At 69.2% G+C, this 26620-nt stretch carries 1 protein-coding gene; it reads right to left on the reverse strand.

Features of this window, described 5'->3' with window-relative positions; all coding sequences use genetic code 11:
- Nucleotides 1-117 precede the first annotated feature (117 nt).
- Nucleotides 118-26598 carry a non-ribosomal peptide synthase/polyketide synthase gene (locus ACH413_RS35690; RefSeq protein ID WP_360038627.1) on the reverse strand — a complete coding sequence of 8827 codons (26481 nt, stop codon included), beginning with the start codon at nucleotides 26596-26598 and terminating at the stop codon, nucleotides 118-120.
- Nucleotides 26599-26620: the final 22 nt, after the last annotated feature.

The following is a 26620-nucleotide window of genomic DNA, read 5'->3' on the forward strand; positions in this document are numbered from 1 at the left end:
AACAAGGGTCATCGCGCATTTAAAATGGCACGCCAAATAGAGCTTTCGAACTCAGTGCAATTCACTGGCCCAATTGCGGCGAACCAGTGCGCTGGATGCCCCCCGAGGTCTTGCCGATCACCCACCCATCTGCTTGAGCACGGCGGCGAGACTCGCCTGATCGATGTTGGCCAGCGGGAAGTCGGACGGGGTGACGCCGCCGGCCCCTGACTGGCAGTGCTCCACCAACTCCCGCAGCACGTCCACATAACGCGCTGCGAGCCGTTCGACGGTCGCCGGCCTGTGCACGTTGGCGCTGAAATACCACTCGACCAGCAGACGGCCGTCCGATGTCTGTTCGGCTTCGATCTGCAACAGATGCGAACGGTTTCCCTGTTCGTTCTCCGTCGGTCCGCAGAGATCGGCGGGCAGTTCCCGGCGGATCAGCCCGACCGCGTCGTCGCCCGCCGCGTCGAATGCGCCGAGGTAGTTGAACAACACGGGTCGTTCGGATGCCGAGACCACTCGTTCGTCGCGTTCCAGATAACGGAGAATCCCGTATCCGACCCCGCGGCGCGGCACGGTGCGCAGCTGTTCCTTGACCGCCTTGATCAGCTCACCGCTGTCGGACAGCCGGCTGTGCCGCAGGCGCACCGGGAAGATCGACGTGAACCACCCGACGGTGCGGGACAGGTCGACGCCGTCGGCGATCGCCTCACGGCCGTGGCTCTCGAGGTCGATCGTGACGTCGGCGCTGCCTGCCCACTCGCCCAGGGTCTTGAACAGGGCGGCGAGCAGCAGGTCGTTGATCTGCGTGCGATAGGCCTTGTGGGCCTCGCCCAGCAACACCTCGGTGGACTTCGCGTCGAGCCAGGTGCGCACGGTGTCGGCCGACGCCTCGGTGTTGGCGCCGCGGCTGTCGACGGGCATCGCGGTGACCCGCTCGGTCTGCGCGGCCCAGTGATCACGCTCGGCTGATGGATCGTCGGCGTGCAGCACCTCGGCCCATTGCTGGAACGAGGTCGTCTTCGGCCCGAGCGATCCGTTTCGGTAGGCGGTGTCCAGGTCTTCCAGCAGCACGTTCCACGCCACGCCGTCCATGACGAAGTGGTGCGCTGTCAGCCCCAGCCACGCCGGACCGGCGCCGCGGTCGAAGTAGAGCGCCGCCACCAGCGGACCGTCCGCCAGGCTCAACGACGTCTGCGCCGCCGTCATGTGCGCGATGACCTCGTCGTCGTCCTGGGCGGTGACGACGCGCAGAACTCCTTCCAGCACACCGTCGTTGTCCTGCACCCAGGTGTCCCCGTCCTGACGGAACCTCATCCGCAGGGCGTCGTGGTGGGCGAGCACGGTGTCGAGCGCCCGCGCGAGCTTCGCCGGATCGGTGCCGGCGGCCAGCTCGAACACACCCGACCAGTTCCAGTGGTCGCGATCGGGGATGTCCTGCTCCACGAACCAGTGCTGGATCGGCGTGAGCGGAACGGGACCGGCGACGACCCCCTGTTCGGCGAGCATGACCTGCGGGGTGTCGCGCACGACGGGTGCGAGCTCGGCGATGGTCTGGTGGGCGAACACGTCCGCCACGTCCACCCCCAGACCGGCCGCACGGGCCCGCGCCACGATCTGCAGGCTCAGGATCGAGTCGCCGCCCAGTTCGAAGAAGTTGTCGTGCACGCCGACGCGGTCCAGACCCAGCACCTGCGACCACACCTCGGCCAGAACGTCCTCATTGGACGTTCGCGGCGCCTCGAAGACCTCGGCGGTCGTCTCCGGCTCGGGGTCGGGCAGGCCGTTGCGGTCGACCTTGCCGTTCGGCGTGAGCGGCAGTCTTTCGAGTGCCACGAACACCGACGGCACCAGGTAGTCCGGCACTCGCTCGCACAACCAGGACCGCAGGTCTTTCGAGCTGAACTCGCCTTCCGCGACGACGTACGCAACGAGCCGCTTGCCTCCGTGCGGACCGCCATCCCTTGCCACCACAACGACATCGCGCACGTCAGGGTGGTCACCGATGACGACCTCCACCTCACCCGGTTCGACCCGGTAGCCGCGGATCTTGACCTGCTCGTCGACGCGACCGAGGAACTCGATCGTGCCGTCCGCACGCCACCTCGCCCGGTCTCCCGTGCGGTAGAGCCGACCGCCAGTCGCGCCGAACACATCGGGCACGAACCGTTCGGCGGTCAGGTCGGGCCGATTCACATAGCCGCGGGCCACGCCCGGGCCACCGACCAGCAACTCGCCCGGGACGCCGACGGGTGCCGGGCGCATCGCGTCGTCGACGATGACGGCGCGAGCTCCGGCGAGCGGCGTGCCGATGGGCACGATCGCCTGCGGGTGGTCGTCGCCAACCGGGTGGAAGATCGAGTCGATCGCCGCCTCGGTCACCCCGAACACGTTGCCTGGAACGGCGTTCGGTGCCACCTCGGCAACTGCGGTGGTCAGCGCGTCGTGCGTCCACATGTCCGTACCCGAGATCACCAGACGCAGGCTCTCGACCGGCCCGGCGGTGCGGCAGTGCGCCGCCAGATCACGCAGGAGCATGCCGGGAACGATCTCCGCGATCGCCACGCGATCGTCGGAAAGCGTGCTGTGCAACGATTCCACGGACACGTGCTCGTCGTGCGGCAGAAAAACCACCGTCTGCCCGAACGCCAGCGCACGGGTCATGTCGCCGATCGAGACGTCGAAGCCTGGACCGGACATCGACAACACCGGGCCCGGTCCGCCGAGCTCGGCCAGGCCGTCACGCCAGCCCGCGACGTAGGACGAGAGAGCGGCGTGAGTGACGGCCACGCCCTTGGGTCGCCCGGTAGAGCCTGAGGTGTAAGCGATGTACGCCAGCGCGTCAGGGCTCGGGGCATCGAACGAAACCGTAGCCGTGGCACCGTCGAGCACCAGCACCTCGCCGGCGAACCCGGCCAGTTCCCCGGCGAGCTCCGTGGTCGTGACCGCGGCGACCGCACCGACGTCGTCGAGCAGGAACGCGAGACGTTCGGCGGGCAAGCCGGGGTTGACCGGCACGTACACGCCGCCGCTGCGCAACACACCCTGGAACGCCACCGCGAGATCGATCCCGCGCGGCACCAGCACCGCGACCGGAGACTCCACCACCACGCCGACCTGTTGGAGCCGGGCAGCCAACGCGTCCGCCCGCGCACCCAGTTCCGCGAACGTCAGGCGTTCGTCGCCGCACTTCGCGGCCACGGCATCGGTGAGCGTCCAGCCGTGGATCAGCTCGGGCACCGGCAGTTCGGCGACCGGCACGGAGGTCTCGCCCTGTGCCACGAGCGCGGCGGCCTGCTCCGGACGCTGCAACGGCAGCTCGGCGACGGGCAGTTCCGGCTCGTGGGCGACGGCGGTGAGGACGACGACCAGTTGGTCGAGAACGCGTTCGACCGTGGCGGCGTCGAACGCCGCCGTGGAGAACTCGGCCTCGATCTTGAGCGTGGCCTCCAGGTCGACCGCGAAGGTGAGCGGGTAGTTGCCCTGCTCGACGGACTCGACGGCGTCGGCCCAGTCCTCGCCGGCGTCGGCGGGTGCCTCCTCCTGCGGGTAGTTGCCGAACACCACGATGCTGTCGAACAACCCGCGGCCGTGCGGCACGGCGGACCACCGCTGCACGTCGACCAACGGCGTGAACTCGAACCGTTGCAGCGCGACCTGGTTGTCCCGCAGCTCGTGCAACCACGTGGCGAACGGCGTCCTGCCGGGGATCGCGGCGCGCACCGGCAGCGTGTTGATGAACAACCCGACCATCGACTCGACCCCGGCCAGATCAGCCGGACGGCCGGACACGGTCAGGCCGAACACCACGTCGTCCTCACCCGAACTCGCGGAGAGCACCTTGGCCCACGCGGCCTGCACGACCGTCGACAACGTGACGCGCTCGCGCCGGGCCAGTTCCACGAGCCTCGCGGTGACGTCCTCGGTGAGGTCCGTGCGCCGCCGGTCCTGGGCGTAGTGGCTCGCGGCCAGGCGGTCCACCGGCAACGCCGTGGGCGCCTCGAACCCGTCCAGGTAGGTGCGCCAGAACCCTTCGGTGGCAGCGGGCTCACGCCGGCCGAGCCAGGCGATGTAGTCGCGGTACGGACGCACCGGCGCCAACGCCTGCCGCTGGTAGGCGGCGGACACCTCGTCCATCACGACGGGCAGGCTCCACCCGTCGCACAAACCCTGGTACAGGCCCCAGACCAGCCAGTTCCGCCCGTCACCCCGGTCGACCAGGTACAGGCGTGTGAGTGGCGGCCGCGCCAGGTCGAACCCGAGCGCACGGTCGTCGGACAAGAGGCGTTGGAGCCGTTCCTGTTGCGCGGCCTCGTCCAGCTCCGACCAGTCGTGGGTGATCAACGGCACCTCGACGTCGGCCAGCACGATCTGCACGGGTTCGCTGACGCCCTCCCACACGAACCCGCTGCGGAGCGCGGCGTGCCGGCTGATCACCTGACGCCACGCCTCGGCCAGCCGTCCGGCGTCGATCGGACCGGCCAGGTCGTAGACGCCCTGACCCCAGTACAGCCCGTCGCCTTCTTCCGGGGCGCCGACGACACCGAACAACATGCCCGACTGCACCGGAGCCAGCCGGTAGACGTCCACAAGGGACGGACGAGTCCTCGTCAGCCCGTCGACCTCGGCCTGGGTGAGGGTGGCCAGCGGGAAGTCCGACGGCGTGAACCCACCTGCCGCGGACCGGCAGTGCTCGACCAGGTCGCGCAACGCCTCGACGTACCGGGCCGCGACCCGTTCGACAGTCGCCGTGTCGTGGCGGTTGGTCGAGTGGAACCACTCGATGGACAGCCGCCCGTCAGCGGTCTGCTGCACCTCGAGCTGCAACAGGTGCGAGCGGGTTCCACCTTCGCCTTCGGTCGGCCCGGCCAGGTCGCCGTCCAGTTCGCGGCGGATCAGTCCTGCGTCGTCGCTTGCGTCGTGCGCCCCGAGGTAGTTGAACAACACCGGCCTGGCCGGTGCTTCGGTCAGTTCGTTCCGCAGCCAGCGCAACACGCCGTAGCCGACGCCACGACGCGGCACCGCCCGCAGCTGTTCCTTGACCGACTTGATCGCCTTCGCCGGGTCGCGCTCGGTGGTCAGTCGCACCGGGAAGATCGACGTGAACCACCCGACCGTGCGCGACAAGTCCGCACCCTCACGCCCGTGGCTCTCCAGGTCCACGGTGACGTGATCGCTGCCGGCCCACTCCCCCAGCGCCTGGGCCAGGGCCGCCAGCAGCAGGTCGTTGCCTTGCGTGCGATATGCCTTGTGCGCGTCGCCGAGCAGGGTCGCGGTCGTGTCGGCGTCCAGCCACGACTGCACGATCGCCTCGGACGTGTCCGTGTTCGGACCGCTGCCATCGGCCGGGAGCGTCACGACGTCCGCGGTCGCCGCAACCCAGTGCTCGCGTTCGCCGCTGGCGTCATCTTCCTGCAGCTGCAACGCCCACTGCTGGAACGAGGTCGTCTTCGGCCCGAGCTTGCCGCCGTTGTAGGCGGTGTCCAGGTCTTCGAGCAGCACGTTCCACGACACGCCGTCCATCACCAGGTGATGCACGGTCAACCCGAACCACGCGGGCTCCGACCCGCGATCGAAGAACACCGCAGCAAGTAGCGGTCCATTCGCCAGCCGCAACGACTTCTGCGCCGCGGTCATCTCCGCCACCACGTCCCCTTGGGCGACGCGCAGGAACCCGCCGGCGACCGGCGCGTTGTACTGGCTCTCCGGCGTGAACCGGATGCGCAGTGCGTCGTGGTGGGAGACAAGGGCGTCGAGCGCCCGGCTCAGCCGATCCGGGTCGGTGCCGGGGGCCAGTTCGAACATGCCCGACCAGTTCCAGTGGTCGCGATCAGGGATGTCCTGCGCCAGGAACCAGTGCTGGATCGGTGTGAACGGCACCGGTCCGGTGACCACACCCTGCTCGGCAAGGGGCGCCTCCGGGGCGCTGCGCACGACCGGTGCCAGCTCGGCCACCGACTGATGGGCGAACACGTCGGCCACGTCGATGCCGAGTCCGGCGGCGCGGGCCCGGGCCACGATCTGCAGACTCAGGATCGAGTCGCCACCGAGTTCGAAGAAGTTGTCGTGCACGCCAACGCGTTCCAGACCCAGCACGCCACTCCACACCGCGGCGAGGGTCTCCTCTACAGCGGTCGTCGGTGCCGCATAGGCCTTGCCCTGCTCGGGCTCGGGATCGGGCAGTCCTCGCCGGTCGACCTTGCCGTTCGGTGTCAGCGGCAACCGATCCAGTGATACGAACACCGACGGCACCAGGTAGTCCGGCACCCGCTCCCGCAACCAAGAACGCAGCTCCAGACCACTGGCGTCCTCGGCCACCACGTAGGCGACCAGACGCTTGCCCCCGTGCGGACCGCCATCACGCGCCACCACAACCACATCACGCACACCGGGGTGGTCACCGATGACGACCTCGACCTCGCCCGGCTCGACCCGATAACCACGGATCTTCACCTGCTCGTCCACCCGGCCGAGGAACTCGATCGTCCCGTCCGCACGCCACCGAGCCCGGTCACCCGTGCGGTAGAGCCGGCCACCGCTCGCGCCGAACACGTCCGGCACGAACCGTTCCGCGGTCAGGTCGGGCCGGCCCACATACCCCTGGGCCACACCGGAACCACCGACCAGCAACTCGCCCGGCACTCCCACCGGCACCGGCCGCAACGAGCCATCCACCACGAACGCCTGCGCGCCCGCAAGCGGAGTACCGATCGGGACCACGGCGGCAGGATGGTCCTCGCCCACCGGGTGGAAGATCGAGTCGATCGCCGCCTCGGTCACCCCGAACACGTTGCCTGGAACGGCGTTCGGCGCAACCTCAGCCACCGCCGTCGTCAACGCGTCGTGCGTCCACATGTCCGTACCGGAGATCACCAGACGCAGGCTCTCGATCGGCCCGGCAGTGCGGCAGTGCGCCGCCAGATCACGCAGCAGCATGCCCGGCACGATCTCCGCGATCGCCACGTCATGCGTGCGCAGCGTGTGATGCAGCGACTCGACAGACACGTGCTCGTCGTGCGGCAGGAACACCACCGTCTGACCGAACGCCAACGCCCGCGTCATGTCCCCAATGGACACGTCGAAACCCGGACCCGACATCGACAAGACCGTGCCTGGACCGCCCAACTCAGCCAGCCCGTCACGCCAGCCAGCGACGTAAGAGGAAAGGGCGGCATGGGTGACGGCCACACCCTTGGGCCGGCCCGTCGAACCCGAGGTGTACGCGATGTACGCCAGCGAGGACGAGGAGATCAGGACGGGCGGCGAGCCGGCGTTCGCGGCTACCCCATCCACCAGCAGTACTTCCCCGTCGAACCCGGCCAGCTCCTCCACCAAAGCCGACGTCGTGACCACCGCCGCCACCCCGGCATCAGCCAGCAGGAACGCCAGCCGTTCAGCAGGAAGCCCAAGGTTGACCGGCACGTACACGCCACCACTGCGCAACACACCCTGGAAGGCAACCGCCAACTCAAGCCCACGCGGCACCAGCACAGCGACCGACGACCCCGCTGCCACCCCGGCCTGGTGAAGCCGAGCAGCGAGGGCGTCGGCCCGAGTGCTCAGTTCGGCGAACGTCAGCCGTTCGTCGCCACAGATCACCGCAACCTCGGAGGAGGCCCATCCGGCGATCAGGTCCGGCACCGGCCGTTCGACCGCAGGCGAGACCGTGGTGCCCCATCCGACGACCTCGGCGGCCTGGGCCGGGCGGTGCAGCGGGACGTCCCGGACGAGCAGGTCCGGCCGTCGCGCGATCGCCGTCAGCACGACCGCGAGCTGGTCGAGGATTCGTTCGACCGTCGCAGCGTCGAAAGCGGCTGTGGAGAACTCCGCCTCGATCTTGAGCGTCGCCTCCAGGTCGACCGCGAAGGTGAGCGGGTAGTTGCCCTGCTCGACCGAGTCGACGGCCTGCAGGCCACCGAGGTCTTCCGGCAACTCCTCCTGGGGATAGTTGCCGAACACCACGATGCTGTCGAACAACGCCCGGCCGTGCGGCACGGCAGACCACCGCTGCACGTCCACCAGCGGCGTCCACTCGAAGCGTTGCACCGCGACCTGGTTGTCCCTCAGATCGTGCAACCACGAGGTGAACGGCACGTCCGCGAGCACGGTGGCCCGCACCGGCAGCGTGTTGATGAACAGCCCGACCATCGACTCGACCCCGGCCAGATCAGCCGGACGACCCGACACGGTCAGACCGAACACCACGTCGTCCTCGCCGGACGTGTCCGCCAAAACCTTGGCCCACGCGGCCTGCACGACCGTCGACAACGTGACGCGCTCGCGCCGGGCCAGTGCCACCAACTCGGCCGTCACGTCGTCGTCGAGGTGCGTGCGGCGGCGGTCCTGGTCGTAGTGGCTCGCGGCCAACCGGTCGGCGGGCAGCGGCGTCGGCGCCTCGAACCCCTCCAGGTAGTTGCGCCAGAACGCTTCCGGCTCGGCCGGGTCACGTCCGTCCAGCCACGCGATGAAGTCCCGGTAGGGCCTGGTGGGTTCGAGGGCGCTGCCCTGGTAGGCGGCGGACACCTCGTCCATCACGACGGGCAGACTCCACCCGTCGCACAAACCCTGGTACAGGCCCCAGACCAGCCAGTTCCGCCCATCGCCCCGATCGACGAGGCGCAGACGCATCAACGGCGGCCGCGCAAGATCGAAGCCGAGCGCGCGATCGTCCGCCAGCAACTCCTGCAACCGCACCTGTTGCGCGGCATCGTCGAGACCCGACCAGTCGTGGGCCGTCAACGGCACCTCGACGTCGCCGAGCACGACCTGCACCGGCTCGGCCACGCCTTCCCACACGAACCCGCTGCGCAGAGACGCGTGCCGGACGACCACCTGACGCCACGCCGCCGCGAACCGCTCCGCGTCGATCGGACCGGCCAGGTCGTAGACGCTCTGCGCCCAGTAGAGGCCGTCGACAGGAGAGCCCACGACGCCGAACAACATGCCCGACTGCACCGGTGCCAACCGGTACACGTCCGTCAGCGGATAACGCCCCGCGAGCCCGTCGATCTCGCCCTGTGCCAGCGACGCCAGAGGGAAGTCCGACGGCGTGAAGCCCGAGACGCCGGAACGGCAATGCGCCACCAAGGCGCGCAACGCCTCGACGTACCGAGCCGCGACCCGTTCGACGGTGGCGGTGTCATGCCGGTTGGTCGAGTGGAACCACTCGATCGACAACCGCCCGTCAGCGGTCTGCTGCACCTCGAGCTGCAACAGGTGCGACCGGGTCCCGCCCTCGCCCTCGATCGGCCCGGCCAGGTCGCCGTCCAACTCCCGGCGGATCAGGCCGGTGGAGTCGTTCGTGTCGTGCGCGCCGAGGTAGTTGAACAACACCGGCCTGGGCCGCGCCTCGGCCAGATCGCCCTTCAGCCACCGCAAAGCGCCGTAGCCGACACCGAGACGCGGCACCGCCCGCAGCTCTTCCTTCACCGACTTGATCGCCGCACCCGGATCGGTGTGGTGGCTCAGTCGCACCGGGAAGATCGACGTGAACCACCCGACCGTGCGTGACAGATCCGCGCCCTCACGACCGTGGCTCTCCAGGTCGACCGTGACGTGGCCGGTGCCGGCCCACTCGCCCAGCGTCTGGGCGAGAGCGGTCAGCAGCAGGTCGTGGCCCTGCGTGCGATACGCCTTGTGCACCTCACCCAGCAACGACGCGGTCGTCTCGGCATCCAGCCACGACTGCACGATCGCCTCGGACGCAGCGCTGTTCGGGCCGTCCCCGTCAGCAGGAAGCTCGACCACGTCCGCGGTCGCCGCGATCCAGTGGCCGCGTTCGCCGTCATCGTCCTGCGGCTGCAACGCCCACTGCTGGAACGACGTCGTCTTCGGCGCGAGCTCTCCACCTCGATAGACCGTGTCGAGGTCCTCCAGCAGCACGTTCCACGACACGCCGTCCATCACCAGGTGATGCACGGTCAAACCAAGCCAAGCAGGCTCAGAACCCCGATCGAAGAACACGGCCGCCAGAAGCGGACCATCCGCCAGCCGCAACGACTTCTGCGCCGCGGTCATCTCCGCGACCACGTCCCCTTGGACAACCCGCAGGAACCCGCCGCCATCGACCGGCGCGTTGTACTGGCTCTCCGGCGTGAACCGGATGCGCAACGCGTCGTGGTGCGCCACAACGGCATCGAGTGCCTTGCTGAGGCGTTCGGGATCGGTGCCGGGGGCCAGTTCGAACACGCCCGACCAGTTCCAGTGGTCGCGGTTAGGGATGTCCTGCGCCAGGAACCACCGCTGAATCGGTGTGAACGGCACCGGACCGGTGACCACACCTTGTTCGGCCAACGTCACCGCAGGAGCGTCACGCACCGCAAGAGCCAGCTCGGCAATGGTCTGGTGGGCGAACACGTCCGCCACGTCCACGCCCAACCCAGCCGCCCGAACGCGAGCCACGATCTGCAGACTCAGAATCGAGTCGCCACCCAGCTCGAAGAAGTTGTCATGCACACCAACGCGTTCCGCACCCAGCACCTGCGACCAGACAGCCGCCAGGACCTCTTCCGCAGCAGTACGAGGCGCGATGTAAGCCTCGGCCGTCTCGGGTTCGGGGTCGGGCAGACCTCGCCGGTCGACCTTGCCGTTCGGCGTCAGCGGCAACCGATCCAGCGACACGAACACCGACGGCACCAGGTAATCCGGCACCCGCTCGCGCAACCACGAGCGCAGCTCCAGACCACTCGCGTCCTCGGCCACGACATAAGCGACAAGCCGCTTACCGCCGTGCGGTCCACCATCCCGTGCCACCACAACCACATCGCGCACACCGGGGTGATCGCCGATGACAACTTCGACCTCGCCAGGCTCGACCCGATAGCCACGGATCTTGACCTGCTCGTCCACACGTCCCAGGAACTCGATCGTCCCGTCCGCACGCCACCGAGCCCGGTCACCCGTCCGGTACAGACGATCGCCGGAGCCGGTGAACACGTCGGGAACGAACCGCTCCGCGGTCAGATCCGGCCGGCCCACATACCCCTGGGCCACACCGGAACCACCCACCAGCAGCTCACCGGGCACACCCACCGGAACCGGCCGCAACGAGCCATCCACCACGAACGCCTGTGCGCCGGCCAAAGGAGTACCGATCGGCACGACCGCCGCCGGATGATCGTCGGTCACGGCGTGGAAGATCGAGTCGATGGCCGCCTCGGTCACACCGAACACGTTGCCCGGAACCGCATTCGGCGCCACTTCCGCAACGGCGCTCGTCAACGCGTCGTGCGTCCACATGTCCGTACCCGAAATCACCAGACGCAGGCTCTCCACGGGGCCGGCAATCCGGCTGTACGCGGCCAAGTCGCGCAACAACATGCCGGGCACGATCTCCGCGACCTCGACCTCGTGGTCGAGCAACGTGCGGTGCAACGACTCCACGGTCACGTGCTCGTCGTGCGGCAGGAACACCACCCGCTGGCCGAACGCCAAGGCACGCGTCATGTCCCCGATGGACACGTCGAAACCGGGGCCGGACATCGACAGAACGGTGCCGGGCCCGCCCAATTCCGCCAGCCCGTCACGCCAACCAGCGACGTAGGACGAGAGAGCGGCATGGGTGACGGCCACACCCTTCGGGCGGCCGGTCGAACCCGACGTGTACGCGATGTACGCCAGCGAGGACGGGGAGATCGGGGTGGGCGGCAAGCTGGCGTTAGCGGACACGTCGTCCACCAGCAGCACGTCCCCGCCGAACCCGGCCAGCTCCCCCGCCAAAGCCGAAGTCGTGACCACCGCCACCACCCCGGCATCAGCCAGCAAGAACGCCAGCCGTTCAGCAGGAAGCCCAGGATTGACCGGCACGTACACGCCACCAGAACGCATCACACCCTGGAACGCCACCGCCAGCTCGAGCCCACGCGGCACGAGCACGGCAACCGACGAACCGACCGCCACACCGGCCCGCTGAAGCCGAGCAGCCAGACCATCCGCCCGAGCACCCAGCTCGGCGAACGTCAGCTGCTCATCCCCGCACACCACCGCGACCTCATCCGAGGCCCATCCGGCGATCAGCTCAGGCACCGGCCGTTCGGCGGCAGGCACGGGGGTAGCGCCCCACGCCACCAACTCCGCCGCCCGCTCGGGACGCTGCACCGGCACGTCCCGCACAGCCAGCTCAGGCCGTTCCGCCACCGCGGTCAGCACCACCGTGAGCTGGTCGAGGATCCGTTCGACCGTCACAGCGTCGAAAGCGGCCGTCGAGAACTCCGCCTCGACCCGCAACGTGCGCTCCAGGTCCACGGCGAAGGTCAGCGGGTAGTTGCCCTGCTCCACCGAGTCCGCGGCCTGCACCCCGCCCAGGTCTTCCGGCAGTTCCTCCTGCGGGTAGTTGCCGAACACCACGATGGAGTCGAACAACGCCCGGCCGTGCGGTACGGCGGACCACCGCTGCACGTTTACCAGCGGCGTGTACTCGAAGCGTTGCAGCGCAACCTGATTGTCCTGCAGTTCGGGCAGCCACGCGCAGAACGGCGTGTCCGTCGGCACGACGGCCCGCACCGGCAGGGTGTTGATGAACAACCCGACCATCGACTCGACCCCGGCCAGATCAGCCGGACGACCCGACACGGTCAAGCCGAAGACCACGTCTTCGTCACCCGAGTACGTCGACAGCAGCAACGCCCACGCCGCCTGCACGACCGTCGACAACGTCACGCGCTCGCGGCGGGCCAACTCGACGAGCCTGGCGGTGACGGTCTCGTCCAGGTGCGTGCGCCGCCGGTCCTGGTCGTAGTGGCTCGCGGCCAGCCGATCGACCGGAAGTGCCGTAGGAGCCTCAAAACCGCTCAGGTAGGTGCGCCAGAACCCTTCGGACTCGGCCGAGTCACGCCGGCCCAGCCACGCGATGAAGTCCCGGTAGGACCGCACTGGCTCAAGCGACTTGCCCTGGTAAACGGCGGACACCTCGTCCATCACGACGGGCAGACTCCACCCGTCGCACAAACCCTGGTACAGCCCCCAGACCAGCCACAACCGGCCCTCGCCGCGATCCACCACGTACAACCGCATCAACGGCGGAGCGGCCAGATCGAAGCCCAGCGCCCGATCCTCGGCCAGCAGCTCACGCAGTCGTTCCTGCTGTTCAACGTCCTCGAGACAAGACCAGTCGCGCAGGTCCAACGGAACGTCGACATCCGCGAGCACGACCTGCACCGGTTCGCCGACGCCCTCCCACACGAACCCGCTGCGCAACGCCGCATGCCGAGCGATCACCGACCGCCAGGCATCGGCGAGACGCGCGAAGTCCAGCGGACCGGTCAGGTCGTAGACCCCTTGGCCCCAGTAGAGGCCGTCGACGGGAGAACCCGCGACACCGAACAACATGCCCGACTGCACGGGTGCCAACCGGTGCACGTCCACCAGCGGATACCGCTCGGCCAGCCGATCGATCTCGGGCTGAGCCAGCGACGCCAACGGGAAGTCCGACGGCGTGAAGCCCGCAGCCCCAGAACGGCAATGCTCGACCAACGCGCGCAACGCCTCGACGTACCGAGCCGCAACCCGTTCAACGGTGGCGGTGTCGTGCAGGTTGTGGCTGAAGTGCCACTCGAACTGCAGGCGTCCGTCCTCGTCCTGCTGGGCCTCGATCTGCAGGACGTGCGACCGCGTCCCGCCCGGTCCCTCGCTCGGACCGGCCAGGTCGGCGGGAAGTTCCCGGCGGATCAGCCCGACCGAGTCGACGGCGTCGAACGCACCGAGGTAGTTGAACAACACCGGCCGATCCACGGCATCAGACAACTCGCCCTGCAACCAACGCAAAGCGCCGTAGCCGACACCGCGGCGCGGCACCGCACGCAGCTCCTCCTTCACGGCCTTGATCGCAGCCGCCGGAGTGCTCTCGTGCGTGAGGCGGACCGGGAAGATCGACGTGAAGTACCCGACGGTGCGCGACAGGTCCACGCCGTCCGCCACCGCCTCACGGCCGTGGCTCTCCAGATCCACCGTCACGTGGTCGGTGCCCGCCCACTCCCCCAACGCCTGGGCGAGAGCGGTCAGCAGCAGGTCGTTGCCCTGGGTGCGGTAGGCGCGGTGGGCGTCGCTCAGCAACGCCGCGGTGGTGCCGGCATCCAGCCACGTCCGCACGACGCCGGCCGACGCCTCGGTGTTGAGGCCCTGGCGGTCTTGGGGCAGTTCCACGACGTCAGCGGTCTGGGCCTGCCAGATCTCCCGCTCGGCCCGTGCGTCCAGGTCCTGCAGGACCTCGGCCCACTGCTGGAACGAGGTCGTCTTCGGCCCGAGCTTGCCGCCGCGATAAACCGTGTCGAGGTCTTCCAGCAACACGTTCCACGACACGCCGTCCATCACCAGGTGATGCACGGTCAACCCGAACCACGCGGGCTCCGACCCGCGATCGAAGAACACGGCGGCGAGGAGCGGTCCGTCCGCCAGCCGCAACGACTTCTGGGCCGCGGTCATCTCCGCGACCACGTCTCCTTGGACGACTCGCAGGAGCCCGCCACCGCCGACCGGCGCGTTGTACTGGTCGGCGCCGAACCGGATCCGCAACGCGTCGTGATGGGAGACAACGGCATCGAGCGCCCGGCCAAGCCGGACGGGATCCGTTCCGGGAGCCAGTTCGAAGATGCCCGACCAGTTCCAGTGGTCGCGGTTCGGGATGTCCTGCGCCAGGAACCAGTGCTGGATCGGCGTCAGCGGAACCGGTCCGGTGACCACACCCTGTTCGGCCAGGGTCACCGCAGGTGTGTCACGCACGACGCCCGCCAGCGCGGCGACCGTCTGGTGCGCGAACACGTCCGCCACCTCGACACCCAGACCAGCCGCACGAACACGGGCCACGATCTGCAAACTCAAGATCGAGTCGCCACCGAGCTCGAAGAAGTTGTCGTACACGCCAACACGTTCGACGCCCAGCACGCCACTCCACACCGCGGCAAGCGTCTCCTCGACGGCGGTCCGCGGCGCGACATAAGCCTCCCCCGTCACCTCAGGTTCCGGGTCGGGCAGGCCACGCCGATCGACCTTCCCGTTCGGCGTCAGCGGCAGCCGGTCCAGCGACACGAACACCGACGGCACCAAGTAGTCCGGCACCCGCTCCCGCAACCACGAGCGCAGCTCCAGACCGCTGGCGTCCTCAGCCACCACGTAGGCGACCAGGCGCTTACCGCCGTGCGGCCCGCCATCGCGAGCCACCACAACGACATCACGCACGCCGGGATGGTCACCGATAACAACCTCGACCTCGCCCGGCTCGACCCGATAGCCACGGATCTTCACCTGCTCGTCCACGCGGCCGAGGAACTCGATTGTCCCGTCCGCACGCCACCGAGCCCGGTCACCGGTCCGGTACAACCGGCCTCCGGCGCCGAACACGTCGGGCACGAACCGCGCGGCCGTGAGGTCAGGACGTCCCAGGTAGCCACGCGCGACACCGGCACCGCCGACCAGCAGTTCGCCGGGAACCCCGACGGGAACCGGCCTCAGCGCGGAGTCGACCACGACCGCGCGAGCGCCGGCCAGCGGAGTACCGATCGGCACGACCGCGGCAGGATGGTCCTCCGTGACGGCGTGGAAGATCGAGTCGATGGCCGCCTCGGTCACACCGAACACGTTGCCCGGCACCGCGTTCGGCGCCACCTCGGCAACCGCGCTCGTCAACGCGTCATGCGTCCACATGTCCGTACCCGAGATCACCAGACGCAGGCTCTCCACCGCACCTGCGGTCCGGCAGTACGCCGCCAGGTCACGCAGGAGCATGCCCGGCACGATCTCGGCGACCTCGATGCGGTGCTCCAGCAGCGTCGCGTGCAGCGACTCCACCGACACGTGCTCGTCGTGCGGCAGGAACACCACCCGCTGACCGAACGCCAAGGCACGCGTCATGTCCCCAATGGACACGTCGAATCCAGGACCGGACATCGACAACACCGGACCAGGCCCGCCCAACGCGGCCAGGCCATCGCGCCACCCCGCCACGTAGGAGGAAAGAGCGGCATGGGTGACGGCCACCCCCTTGGGACGGCCGGTCGAGCCGGAGGTGTAGGCGATGTACGCCAGTGCGGAGGGATCAATCGGGGTGGGTGACCAGTCGGAGTCTGCGGCCGCACCGTCCACCAGCAGCACTTCCCCGCCGAAGCCGGCCAACTCCCCCACCAGAGCCGACGTGGTGACCAGTGCCACCACACCTGCATCAGCCAGCAGGAACGCCAGCCGTTCAGCAGGAAGCCCAGGATTCACCGGCACGTACACGCCACCAGAACGCAACACGCCGTGGAACGCAACAGCCAACTCAAGCCCGCGCGGCACCAGCACGGCGACCGGCGACTCCACCGCAACACCGGCCTGCTGAAGCCGAGCGGCCAACGCATCGGCCCGCGTGCTCAGCTCGGCGAACGTCAAGCTCTCCGAACCGCAGACCACCGCGACCTCATCCGAGGCCCACCCGGCGATCAGCTCGGGCACGGGCGCCTCGGCGACCGGGATTGGGGTCTCGCCCCACGCCACCAACTCCGCGGCCTGCGACGGGCGCTGCAACGGCACGTCCGCGACCACCAGCTCCGGCCGTTCCGCAACGGCCGTGAGCACGACCACCAACTGGTCGAGGATCCGTTCCACCGTCACAGCGTCGAAAGCGGCCGTCGAGAACTCCGCCTCGACCCGCAACGTGCGTTCCAGGTCGACCGCGAAGGTCAGCGGGTAGTTGCCCTGCTCCACCGAGTCGACGCTGGCGTAGCCGTCGGGGACAGCGGACAGGTCGTCCGGCAGTTCCCGGTGGGGGTAGTTGCCGAACACGACGATCGAGTCGAACAGCGCGCGACCACCCGGCACCGCCGACCAGCGCTGCACGTCCACCAACGGCGTGTACTCGAAGCGTTGCAGCGCGACCTGGTTGTCCCGAAGCTCGCGCAGCCACGACGTGAACGGCACGTCCGAAGGCACCACGGTCCGCACCGGCAGCGTGTTGATGAACAACCCGACGATCGACTCCACGCCGGCCAGCTCACCCGGACGTCCGGAGACGGTCAGGCCGAACAGCACGTCGTCCTCACCGGACGACGCGGACAGGACTTTGGCCCACGCCGCCTGCACGACCGTCGACAACGTCACGCGCTCACGCCGTGCCAGCTCCACCAGCTTGGTGGTGACGCCCTCGTCCAGCACGGTCTTGCGGCGGTCCTGCGCGTAGTGGCTGGCCGCCAACCGATCCACCGGCAACGGCGTCGGCGCCTCGAACCCGTCCAGGTTCTTCCGCCAGAACCCCTCGGACTCGTCCGGATCGCGTCCGTCGAGCCACGCGATGAACTCGCGGTAGGACCGCACCGGAGCGAGCGACGCACCGTCGTACGCCGCGAGCACCTCGTCCATGACGACGGGCAGACTCCACCCGTCGCACAAACCCTGGTACAGCCCCCAGACCAGCCACAACCGGCCCTCGCCGCGATCCACCAGGTACAACCGCATCAACGGCGGAGCAGCCAGATCGAAGCCCAACGCCCGATCCTCGGCCAACAACTCACGCAGCCGGACGTGTTGAGCGTCTAGATCCAACCCGGAGAAGTCGCGCAGTTCCAACGGAACGTCGACATCGGCCAGCACGACCTGCACCGGTTCGCTGACACCCTCCCACACGAACCCGCTGCGCAGAGCGGCATGCCGGCCGACCACCGAACGCCACGCCTGCGCCAATCGCTCGGCATCGACCGGACCGGCCAGGTCGTAGACGCTCTGCCCCCAGTAGAGGCCGTCGACAGGAGAGCCGACCACACCGAACAACATGCCCGACTGCACCGGCGACAACCGGTACACGTCCGTCAGCGGATAACGCCCGGCCAGTCCGTCGAACTCGTTCTGCGTCAACGAAGCCAACGGGAAGTCCGACGGCGTGACTCCGGAAACCCCGGACTGGCAGTGCGCCACCAACACGCGCAACGCCTCGACGTACCGGGCAGCGACCCGCTCCACGGTGCTCGAGTCGTGCAGGTTCGTGCTGTGCAGCCAGTCGATCCGCAACCGGCCGTCGTCCGCGCGGACGACCTCCACCTGCAGCGGGTAGGCCCGCGTCCCGCCAGGCCCCTGCATCGGGCCGGCCAGTTCGGCGGGAAGCTCTCGGCAGATCAGCCCGACGGAGTCGACGGCGTCGAACGCGCCCAGGTAGTTGAACAACACCGGCCGATCCACAGCATCGGCCAACTCACCCTGCAACCAGCGCAAAGCGCCGTAACCCACACCACGGCGCGGCACCGCACGCAGCTGCTCCTTGACCACCTTCACGGTCGCACCGACGTCCGCGTACCGGCTGAGCCGCACCGGGAAGATCGACGTGAACCAGCCGACCGTGCGGGACAGGTCCAGGTCTTCCCGACCGTGGCTCTCCAGGTCGACCGTGACGTGATCGGTGCCCGCCCACTCTCCCAGCACGTTCGCCAGTGCGGCGAGCAGCAGGTCGTTGGCCTGCGTCCGATACGCCTTGTGCGCCTCGCCGAACAGCGCGGCGGTGGTGTCGGCGTCCAGCCAGGTGCTCACCACGGCACCGGACGCCTCGGTGTTCGGGCCGTCGCCGTCGACCGGCAGCGCGACCACGTCCGACGTCGCCGCGGCCCAGTGGTCCCGTTCCCCGCCGGCCTCCAGCTCCAGCAGGTGTTCGGCCCACTGCTGGAACGAGGTCGTCTTGGGCTCCAAGGCTTCCGAGCGGTACGCGGTGTCGAGGTCCTCCAGCAACACGTTCCACGACACGCCGTCCATCACCAGGTGATGCACGGTCAAACCGAACCACGCAGGTTCCGACCCGCGATCGAAGAACACTGCCGCCAGAAGCGGACCATCGGCCAACCGCAACGACTTCTGCGCTGCGATCATCTCCGCAACAACGTTCTCGTCCCCGGCAACGACACGCAGGAACCCACCGCCGCCGACGGGAGCGTTGTGCTGGTCGGCACCGAACCGGATCCGCAGCGCGTCGTGGTGCGCGACGAGGACGTCGAGCGCCTGCTCCAACCGGGCAGGATCGGTGCCGGGAGCCAGTTCGAACATGCCCGACCAGTTCCAGTGATCGCGATCTGGGATGTCCTGCGCCAGGAACCAGTGCTGGATCGGCGTCAGCGGAACCGGTCCGGTAACCACTCCCTGCTCCGCCAACGAGACCACAGGCGTCTCACGCACGGCGAGAGCGAGTTCGGCGACCGTCTGGTGGGCGAACACGTCCGCCACGTCGACACCCAACCCAGTCGCGCGAACACGAGCCACGATCTGCAGACTCAGAATCGAGTCGCCACCCAGCTCGAAGAAGTTGTCATGCACACCAACACGTTCGACGCCCAGCACACCACTCCACACGGCCGCCAGAGTTTCCTCGACAGCGGTCCGGGGCGCGACATACGTCTCGGCGAGAGTCTCGGGCTCGGGGTCGGGCAGACCTCGCCGATCGACCTTCCCGTTCGGCGTCAGCGGCAACCGTTCCAGGGCCACGAACACCGACGGGACCAGGTAATCCGGCACCCGCTCCCGCAACCACGACCGCAGAACCGACCCGCTGAACTCACCCTCCGCGACGACATACGCGACAAGGCGCTTACCTCCGTGCGGACCGCCATCACGAGCCACCACCACGACATCACGCACGTCAGGGTGATCACCGATGACGACTTCGACCTCGCCCGGCTCGACCCGATAACCACGGATCTTCACCTGCTCGTCCACCCGGCCGAGGAACTCGATGGTTCCGTCGGCACGCCACCGAGCCCGGTCACCGGTCCGGTACAACCGGCCACCAGCCGAGCCGAACACATCCGGAACGAACCGCTCCGCCGTCAGATCCGGCCGGCCCACATATCCCTGGGCCACACCGGAACCACCGACCAGCAGCTCACCGGGAACACCCACCGGCACCGGCCGCATCGTGGAATCGACCACGACGGCCCGAGCCCCGGCCAGCGGCGTACCGATCGGCACGACGGCGGCAGGATGATCCTCACCGACCGGGTGGAAGATCGAGTCGATCGCCGCCTCGGTCACACCGAACACGTTGCCCGGCACCGCGTTCGGCGCCACCTCGGCCACGGCTGTCGTCAACGCGTCGTGCGTCCACATGTCCGTACCGGAGATCACCAGCCGCAGCGACTTGACCGGCCCGGCCTCCCGGCAGTGCGCGGCCAGGTCGCGCAACAGCATGCCCGGCACGATCTCCGCGACCTCGACCTCGTGATCCACCAAGGTCTCGTGCAACGACTCCACCGTCACGTGCGTGTCGTGCGGCAGGAACACCAACGTCCGGCCGAACGCCAGCGCCCGCGTCATGTCCCCGATCGAGACGTCGAACCCAGGACCGGACATCGACAGCACCGTGCCCGGACCGCCCAGGTCGGCGAGCCCTTCCCGCCATCCCGCCACGTACGACGACAACGCGGCGTGCGTCACCGCCACACCCTTGGGCCGTCCCGTCGAACCGGACGTGTAAGCCACGTACGCCAACGCATCGGGGTCGATCCGCACGGGCAACGCACCGAAACCGGGAGACCCGTCGTCCAGCAGCAGCACCTGGGCGAACCCGGCCAGCTCACCGGCCAGGGCCGAAGTTGTGACCGCCACCGTAGCGCCGACGTCGGCCAGCAGGAACGCCAGCCGTTCGGCGGGAAGCCCGAGGTTGATCGGCACGTACACGCCACCGCTGCGCAGCACGCCCTGAAAGGCGACCGCCAGCTCGATCCCCCGTGGCACCAGCACGGCGACCTTCGAACCGACCGTCACCCCGGCGTCCTGGAGCCGACCGGCCAGCGCTTCGGCCCGGAAACCCAGGTCGGAGAACGTCAGGCTCTCCGCACCGCACACCACGGCGACCTCGGGCGAGATGCGGGCCCAGTCGTCGATCAGGTCCGGCACCGGCCGTTCGGTGGCGGGCTCGGGAGTCTCTCCCCACGCCACCAACTCGGCGGCCTGCTCCGGACGCTGCAACGGGACGTCCCGCACGGCCAGGTCAGGCCGCTCCGCCACGGCCGTGAGCACGACCATCAGTTGGTCGAGGACGCGTTCGACGGTCGCGGCGTCGAACGCGGCGGTGGAGAACTCGGCCTCGATCTTGAGCGTGGTGTCCACGTCGACCGCGAAGGTGAGCGGGTAGTTGCCCTGCTCCACCGAGTCGAGCAACGGCGACAACTCGAAGTCGGCCACGCGCGTCTGGCCGCCGGGATAGTTGCGCAGCACGACGATGCTGTCGAACAACGCACGGCCGCCCGGCACGGACGACCAGCGCTGCGCGTCGACCAGCGGCGTGTACTCGAACCGTTGCAGGGCACCCTGGTTGTCCCGCAACTCGCGCAGCCACGACGTGAACGGCACGTCCGAAGGCACCACGACCCGCACCGGCAACGTGTTGATGAACAGGCCCACGGTCGACTCGACACCGGCCAGCTCGGGCGGGCGGCCCGACACCGTGAGGCCGAAGACCACGTCGTCCTCACCCGAGGTCGCCGACAGCACCTTCGCCCACGCCGCCTGCACCACCGCGGACAAGGTCACGCGCTCGCTACGAGCCAGGTCGACGATCTTGGCCGTGACGTCCGCGGTCAGTGCGGTCCGCCGCCGGTCCTGCGCGTAGTGGTTGGTCGCCAAGCGATCCACCGGCAACGGCGTCGGCGCCTCGAAACCGTCCAAACAGGACCGCCAGAACGCTTCGGACTCGTCCGGATCACGCCGGTCCAGCCACGAGATGAACTCCCGGTACGACCGCACCGGAGCAAGCGGTGAGCCGTCGTAGGCGCCCAGCACCTCGTCCAGGACGACCGGCAGACTCCACCCGTCGCACAACCCCTGGTACAGCCCCCAGACGAGCCAGTACTGCCCCAGACCGCGATCGACGAGGTACAGGCGCGTCAGCGGCGGCGCGGCCAGATCGAAGCCCAGCGCCCGATCCTCGGCCAGCAACTCACGCAGCCGGACGTGCTGGGTGTCCGAGTCCAGCCCGGAGAAGTCCCGCAGTTCCAACGGAACGTCGACATCGGCCAGCACGACCTGCACCGGTTCGCTGACGCCCTCCCACACGAACCCACTGCGCAACGCCGCCTGCCGGGCGACGACCGAACGCCACGCGCCGGCCAGCCGGTCGGCGTCCACGGTGCCGGTGAGCTCGTAGATCCCTTGGCCCCAATAGAGCCCGTCCTCCTCGACCGGCGCGCCCACGACCCCGAACAGCATGCCCGACTGCACCGGCGCCAACCGGTACACGTCCACCAGCCCCGGGAACCGCGTCGCCAGCCGATCGATCTCGTGTTGTGCCAACGACGCCAGCGGGAAGTCCGACGGCGTGACACCGGAGACCCCGGACCGGCAGTGCGCGACCAGCACCTCCAGTTCCCGCTGGTACGCCGAGGCCAACCGCTCGACCGTCGCCGCCTCGTGCAGGCCGGCGCTGTAGTGCCACTCGACCTGAAGCTGCCCGTCGGCGGTGCGCGTCACCTCGAGGTTCAGCACGTGGGACCGGGTGCCACGCCCGGCGTTCGCGGCGCCTCGCAAGGTCGCGGGCAGCTCACGGCGCAGCAGATCCCCGGTGCCCGCGGCCGATCCCAGGTAGTTGAACAGCACCGGCCGTTCCGGCGCGTCGGCCAGCTCGCCTTGCAGCCAACGCAAAGCGCCATAACCCACACCGCGGCGCGGCACAGCGCGCAGCTGTTCCTTGACGGCCTTCACCGTCTCGCCGAGATCCTCGTGCCGGCTCAGCCGCACCGGGAAGATCGACGTGAACCAGCCGACCGTGCGCGACAGGTCCATCCCGTCGGCGATCCCCTCGCGACCGTGGCTCTCCAGGTCGATGGTGAGCTCGTCAGTGCCCGCCCACGGGCCCAGCGTGCGCACCAGGGCCGCCAGCAGCAGATCGTTGCCCTGCGTGCGATACGCCTTGTGCGCGTCGCCCAGCAACGCGGCGGTCGTCCCGGCGTCCAGCAACGTCGTGTGAATCCGGGCGGATGGTTCGTCGTTGGGCCCGTCGCCGTCGACCGGCACCGCGACCACGTCCGACATCGCCGCGACCCAGTGGTCCCGTTCGCCGCTGGCATCGAACGTCTGGAGCTGCTCGGCCCACTGCCGGAACGAGGTGGTCTTCGGCCCCAGCTTTCCGCCTCGGTAGACGGTGCCGAGATCCTCCAGCAGCACGTTCCACGACACGCCGTCCATCACCAGGTGGTGAACGACGAGCCCCAGCAACGCGGGCTCCGAACCGCGATCGAAGAACACCGCCGCCATAAGCGGTCCATCGGCCAGGCGCAACGACTTCTGCGCCGCGGTCATCTCCGCGACCACATCACCTTGGACGACACGCAGGAAACTGCCGCTGACCGGCGCGTTGTACTGGCTCTCCGGCGTGAACCGGATCCGCAGCGCATCGTGCTGCGCCACCACGGCATCGAGTGCCCGGCTCAGTCGATCCGGGTCGGTGCCGGGCGCCAGTTCGAACACGCCCGACCAGTTCCAGTGATCCCGGTCCTTGACGTCCTGCGCCAGGAACCAGTGCTGGATCGGCGTCAGTGGCACCGGTCCGGTGACCACGCCCTGCTCCGCCAGCGTCACCACAGGGGTGTCGCGCACGACGGCCGCCAGTTCGGCGACCGTCTGGTGGGACAGCACCTCGGCGACGCCGAGCCCCAGACCGGCGGCACGGGCACGTGCCACGATCTGCAGGCTCAGGATCGAGTCGCCGCCCAGTTCGAAGAAGTTGTCGTGCACACCGACGCGGTCGACGCCCAGCACCTGCGACCACACGGCCGCCAGAGTGTCCTCAACGGACGTTCGCGGCGCCTCGTAGGCCTCGGTCGTCTCGGGTTCGGGGTCGGGCAGACCCCGGCGGTCGACCTTGCCGTTCGGCGTCAGCGGCAGCCTGTCCAGGGCCACGAACACCGACGGCACCAGGTAATCCGGCACCCGCTCCCGCAACCACGAGCGCAGCTCCAGACCGCTGGCGTCCTCGGCCACCACGTAGGCGACCAGACGCTTACCGCCGTACGGACCGCCATCCCTTGCCACCACAACGACATCACGCACACCGGGGTGATCGCCGATGACGACCTCGACCTCACCCGGCTCGACCCGATAGCCGCGGATCTTCACCTGCTCGTCGACCCGGCCGAGGAACTCCAGCACTCCGTCGGCACGCCACCGCGCCCGGTCACCGGTGCGGTACAACCGTCCACCGGACCCGCCGAACACGTCGGGCAGGAACCGCTCCGCGGTCAGATCCGGGCGCCCCACGTAACCCTGCGCCAGACCGGCGCCGCCGACCAGCAACTCGCCCTCGACGCCGACGGGCACCGGCCGCAGCAGGCCGTCCACGACGAAGGCGTCGACACCGGCCAGTGGCCCGCCGACCGGGACGATCTCGCCCTCGTGCTCCGGCCGGGCCGTCACGGGGTGGAAGATCGAGTCGATCGCGGCCTCGGTCACACCGAACACGTTGCCCGGCAGGGCATTGGGCGCCACGTCCGCGACGGCGGACACGAGTGCGTCGTACGTCCACATGTCGGTGCCGGAGATGACCAGGCGCAGCGACTCGACCGGCCCCGCCTCCCGGCAGTGGGCTGCGAGGTCGCGCAGGAGCATGCCGGGCACGATCTCGGCGACCTCGACCTCGTGGTCGAGCAACGTGCGGTGCAGGGACTCGACGGACACGACCTCGTCGTGCGGCAGGAACACCACGGTCTGACCGAACGCCAGCGCCCGCGTCATGTCGCCGATGGAGACGTCGAACCCAGGACCCGACATCGACAGAACGGTGCCGGGCCCGCCCAGCGGTTCGAGCGCGTGGCGCCAGCCGGCCACGTACGACGACAACGCGGCGTGCGTGACCGCCACACCCTTGGGCCGCCCCGTCGAACCGGACGTGTAAGCCACGTACGCCAGCGCACTGGGATCGATCGGCACCGACAAGGCATCAGCCGGAGACAGGTCGTCCAGCACCAGCACGGCGCCGGCGAACCCGGTCAGCTCCCCAGCCAGGGCCGACGTCGTGACCGCGGCGACCGCACCGGCATCAGCAAGCAAGAACGCCAGCCGTTCAGCAGGAAGCCCCGGATTGACCGGCACGTACACGCCACCGGAACGCAGCACGCCGTGGAACGCCACCGCCAGCTCAAGCCCGCGCGGCACCAGCACGGCAACCGGTGATGCCACAGTCACTCCGGCCTGCTGGAGCCGGGCGGCGAGCGCGCCGGACCGTTCTCCGAGCTCGCCGAAGGAGATCTGGTCTTCGCCGCACACGACCGCACGCTGCTCAGGCCGTGCCGCGACGTGGCCCGCGATGAGGTCGAGAACGCTCGGGGTGCGGTCCGCAGCGACCCCCGCTCCCCACTGCCCGGTGCGGCGCAGGTCCACAGTGGACGAATAAACCGCACTGTCCACCGGCCCGCGCGCGAGCCGGTCGAGCACGTCCAGGAACCGTTCCTCGTGCAGGGCCAGTTCGGCGTCGGCGGCCACGCCGTCCTCGACGTCGACGTCCAGCCAAGCCTGGTCACCACGTGACCAGCCGTAGGTCGTGACGGTCAGGTCGCGGATGGGACCGACCGCCAGGTTGCGAGGCGCCTCGGCGTGCACGGCGGCACCGAAAGAGCGCGGCCGGTTGAAGTCGACCACGTTGAGCGTGGGACCGAACCAGGCGCCGGTGCCGGTGACCCCGAGCTGCCGGGCCAGGTCCTCGCCGCGGTACCGGGAGTGGGCGGTGATCTCGGCCAGCCGCGCGGTGGTCGCGTCGGCGAGCCGCCGAATCGTCATGCCGTCCGGCAGATGCAGGACCACGGGTGCGACGCCGGCCAGCAGCCCAGGGGTCGCGCGGGTCAGCGGGCTGCGGCGGGAAGCCGTGGGGAGGCTGAACACCACGTCGTCGCGGTCGGTCAGCTGCCGCTGGTAGGCGGCGAACGCCGACACGAGGAAGTGCGGGACGCGCAGACCCAGTTCGGCGCAGCGCGCGAGAACGGCGCCACGCAGGGCCTCGTCGACCGCGACCGTGCGCCGCCGTGAGGGCCGCTGCCGTTCGGGGCGGCGTTCGTCCTGGCGGTCACCGATCACGTCCGCGACCGAGTCCAGCCAGTACCGCTCGTCGGCGGCCCGGTCTGCGGACCGCCGGTACGCCTGGTCCCCGGCCACGACATCGGCCCAGGCACCGAAGTAACGCGGCCGGTGCTCGCCGGAGTACACCTCGGCCACGCGTTGCGTGAGCAGGTTGAACGAGAAGATGTCCGAGATCAGGTGGTGCGCCCGGTGGTACCACCAGTTCTCGCCGTCGGCGAGGTGCAGCAGCGTCCACCGCCAGAGCGGTGCCGTCCGGTGGTCGATCGGCCGGGCGCCGTCGGCGTGCATCCACGCCCGCGCCGCGGCCGCCGGATCGTTCTGCCCGCGGAGATCCACCACCGGCATGACGTCGGCGGGCAGTTCATCCGCGAATGCCTGCCATGGCGCACCGTCCGAGTGCTCGCCGAAGTACAGCCGATAGGCATCGGTCTCCCCGGCCACGACACGGGCGCTCGCGCGCAGGAGTTCCTCGTCGAGAGGACCGCGAAGCACCACGTACTGAGCAGGGTTGAACTCCGGAGCGTCCCCCGACAGCTCCGCCGACAACCACATGTCCACCTGCGCCGCGGTCAGCGAGTGCCGAACGCCAGGCGCACCCCCCTCGACCACTGAAACCGCTCCTCCGAAGTAA

It is taken from the genome of Lentzea sp. NPDC020367 (assembly GCF_044387305.1).
In the GTDB taxonomy this organism is placed as follows: Bacteria; Actinomycetota; Actinomycetes; order Mycobacteriales; family Pseudonocardiaceae; genus Lentzea.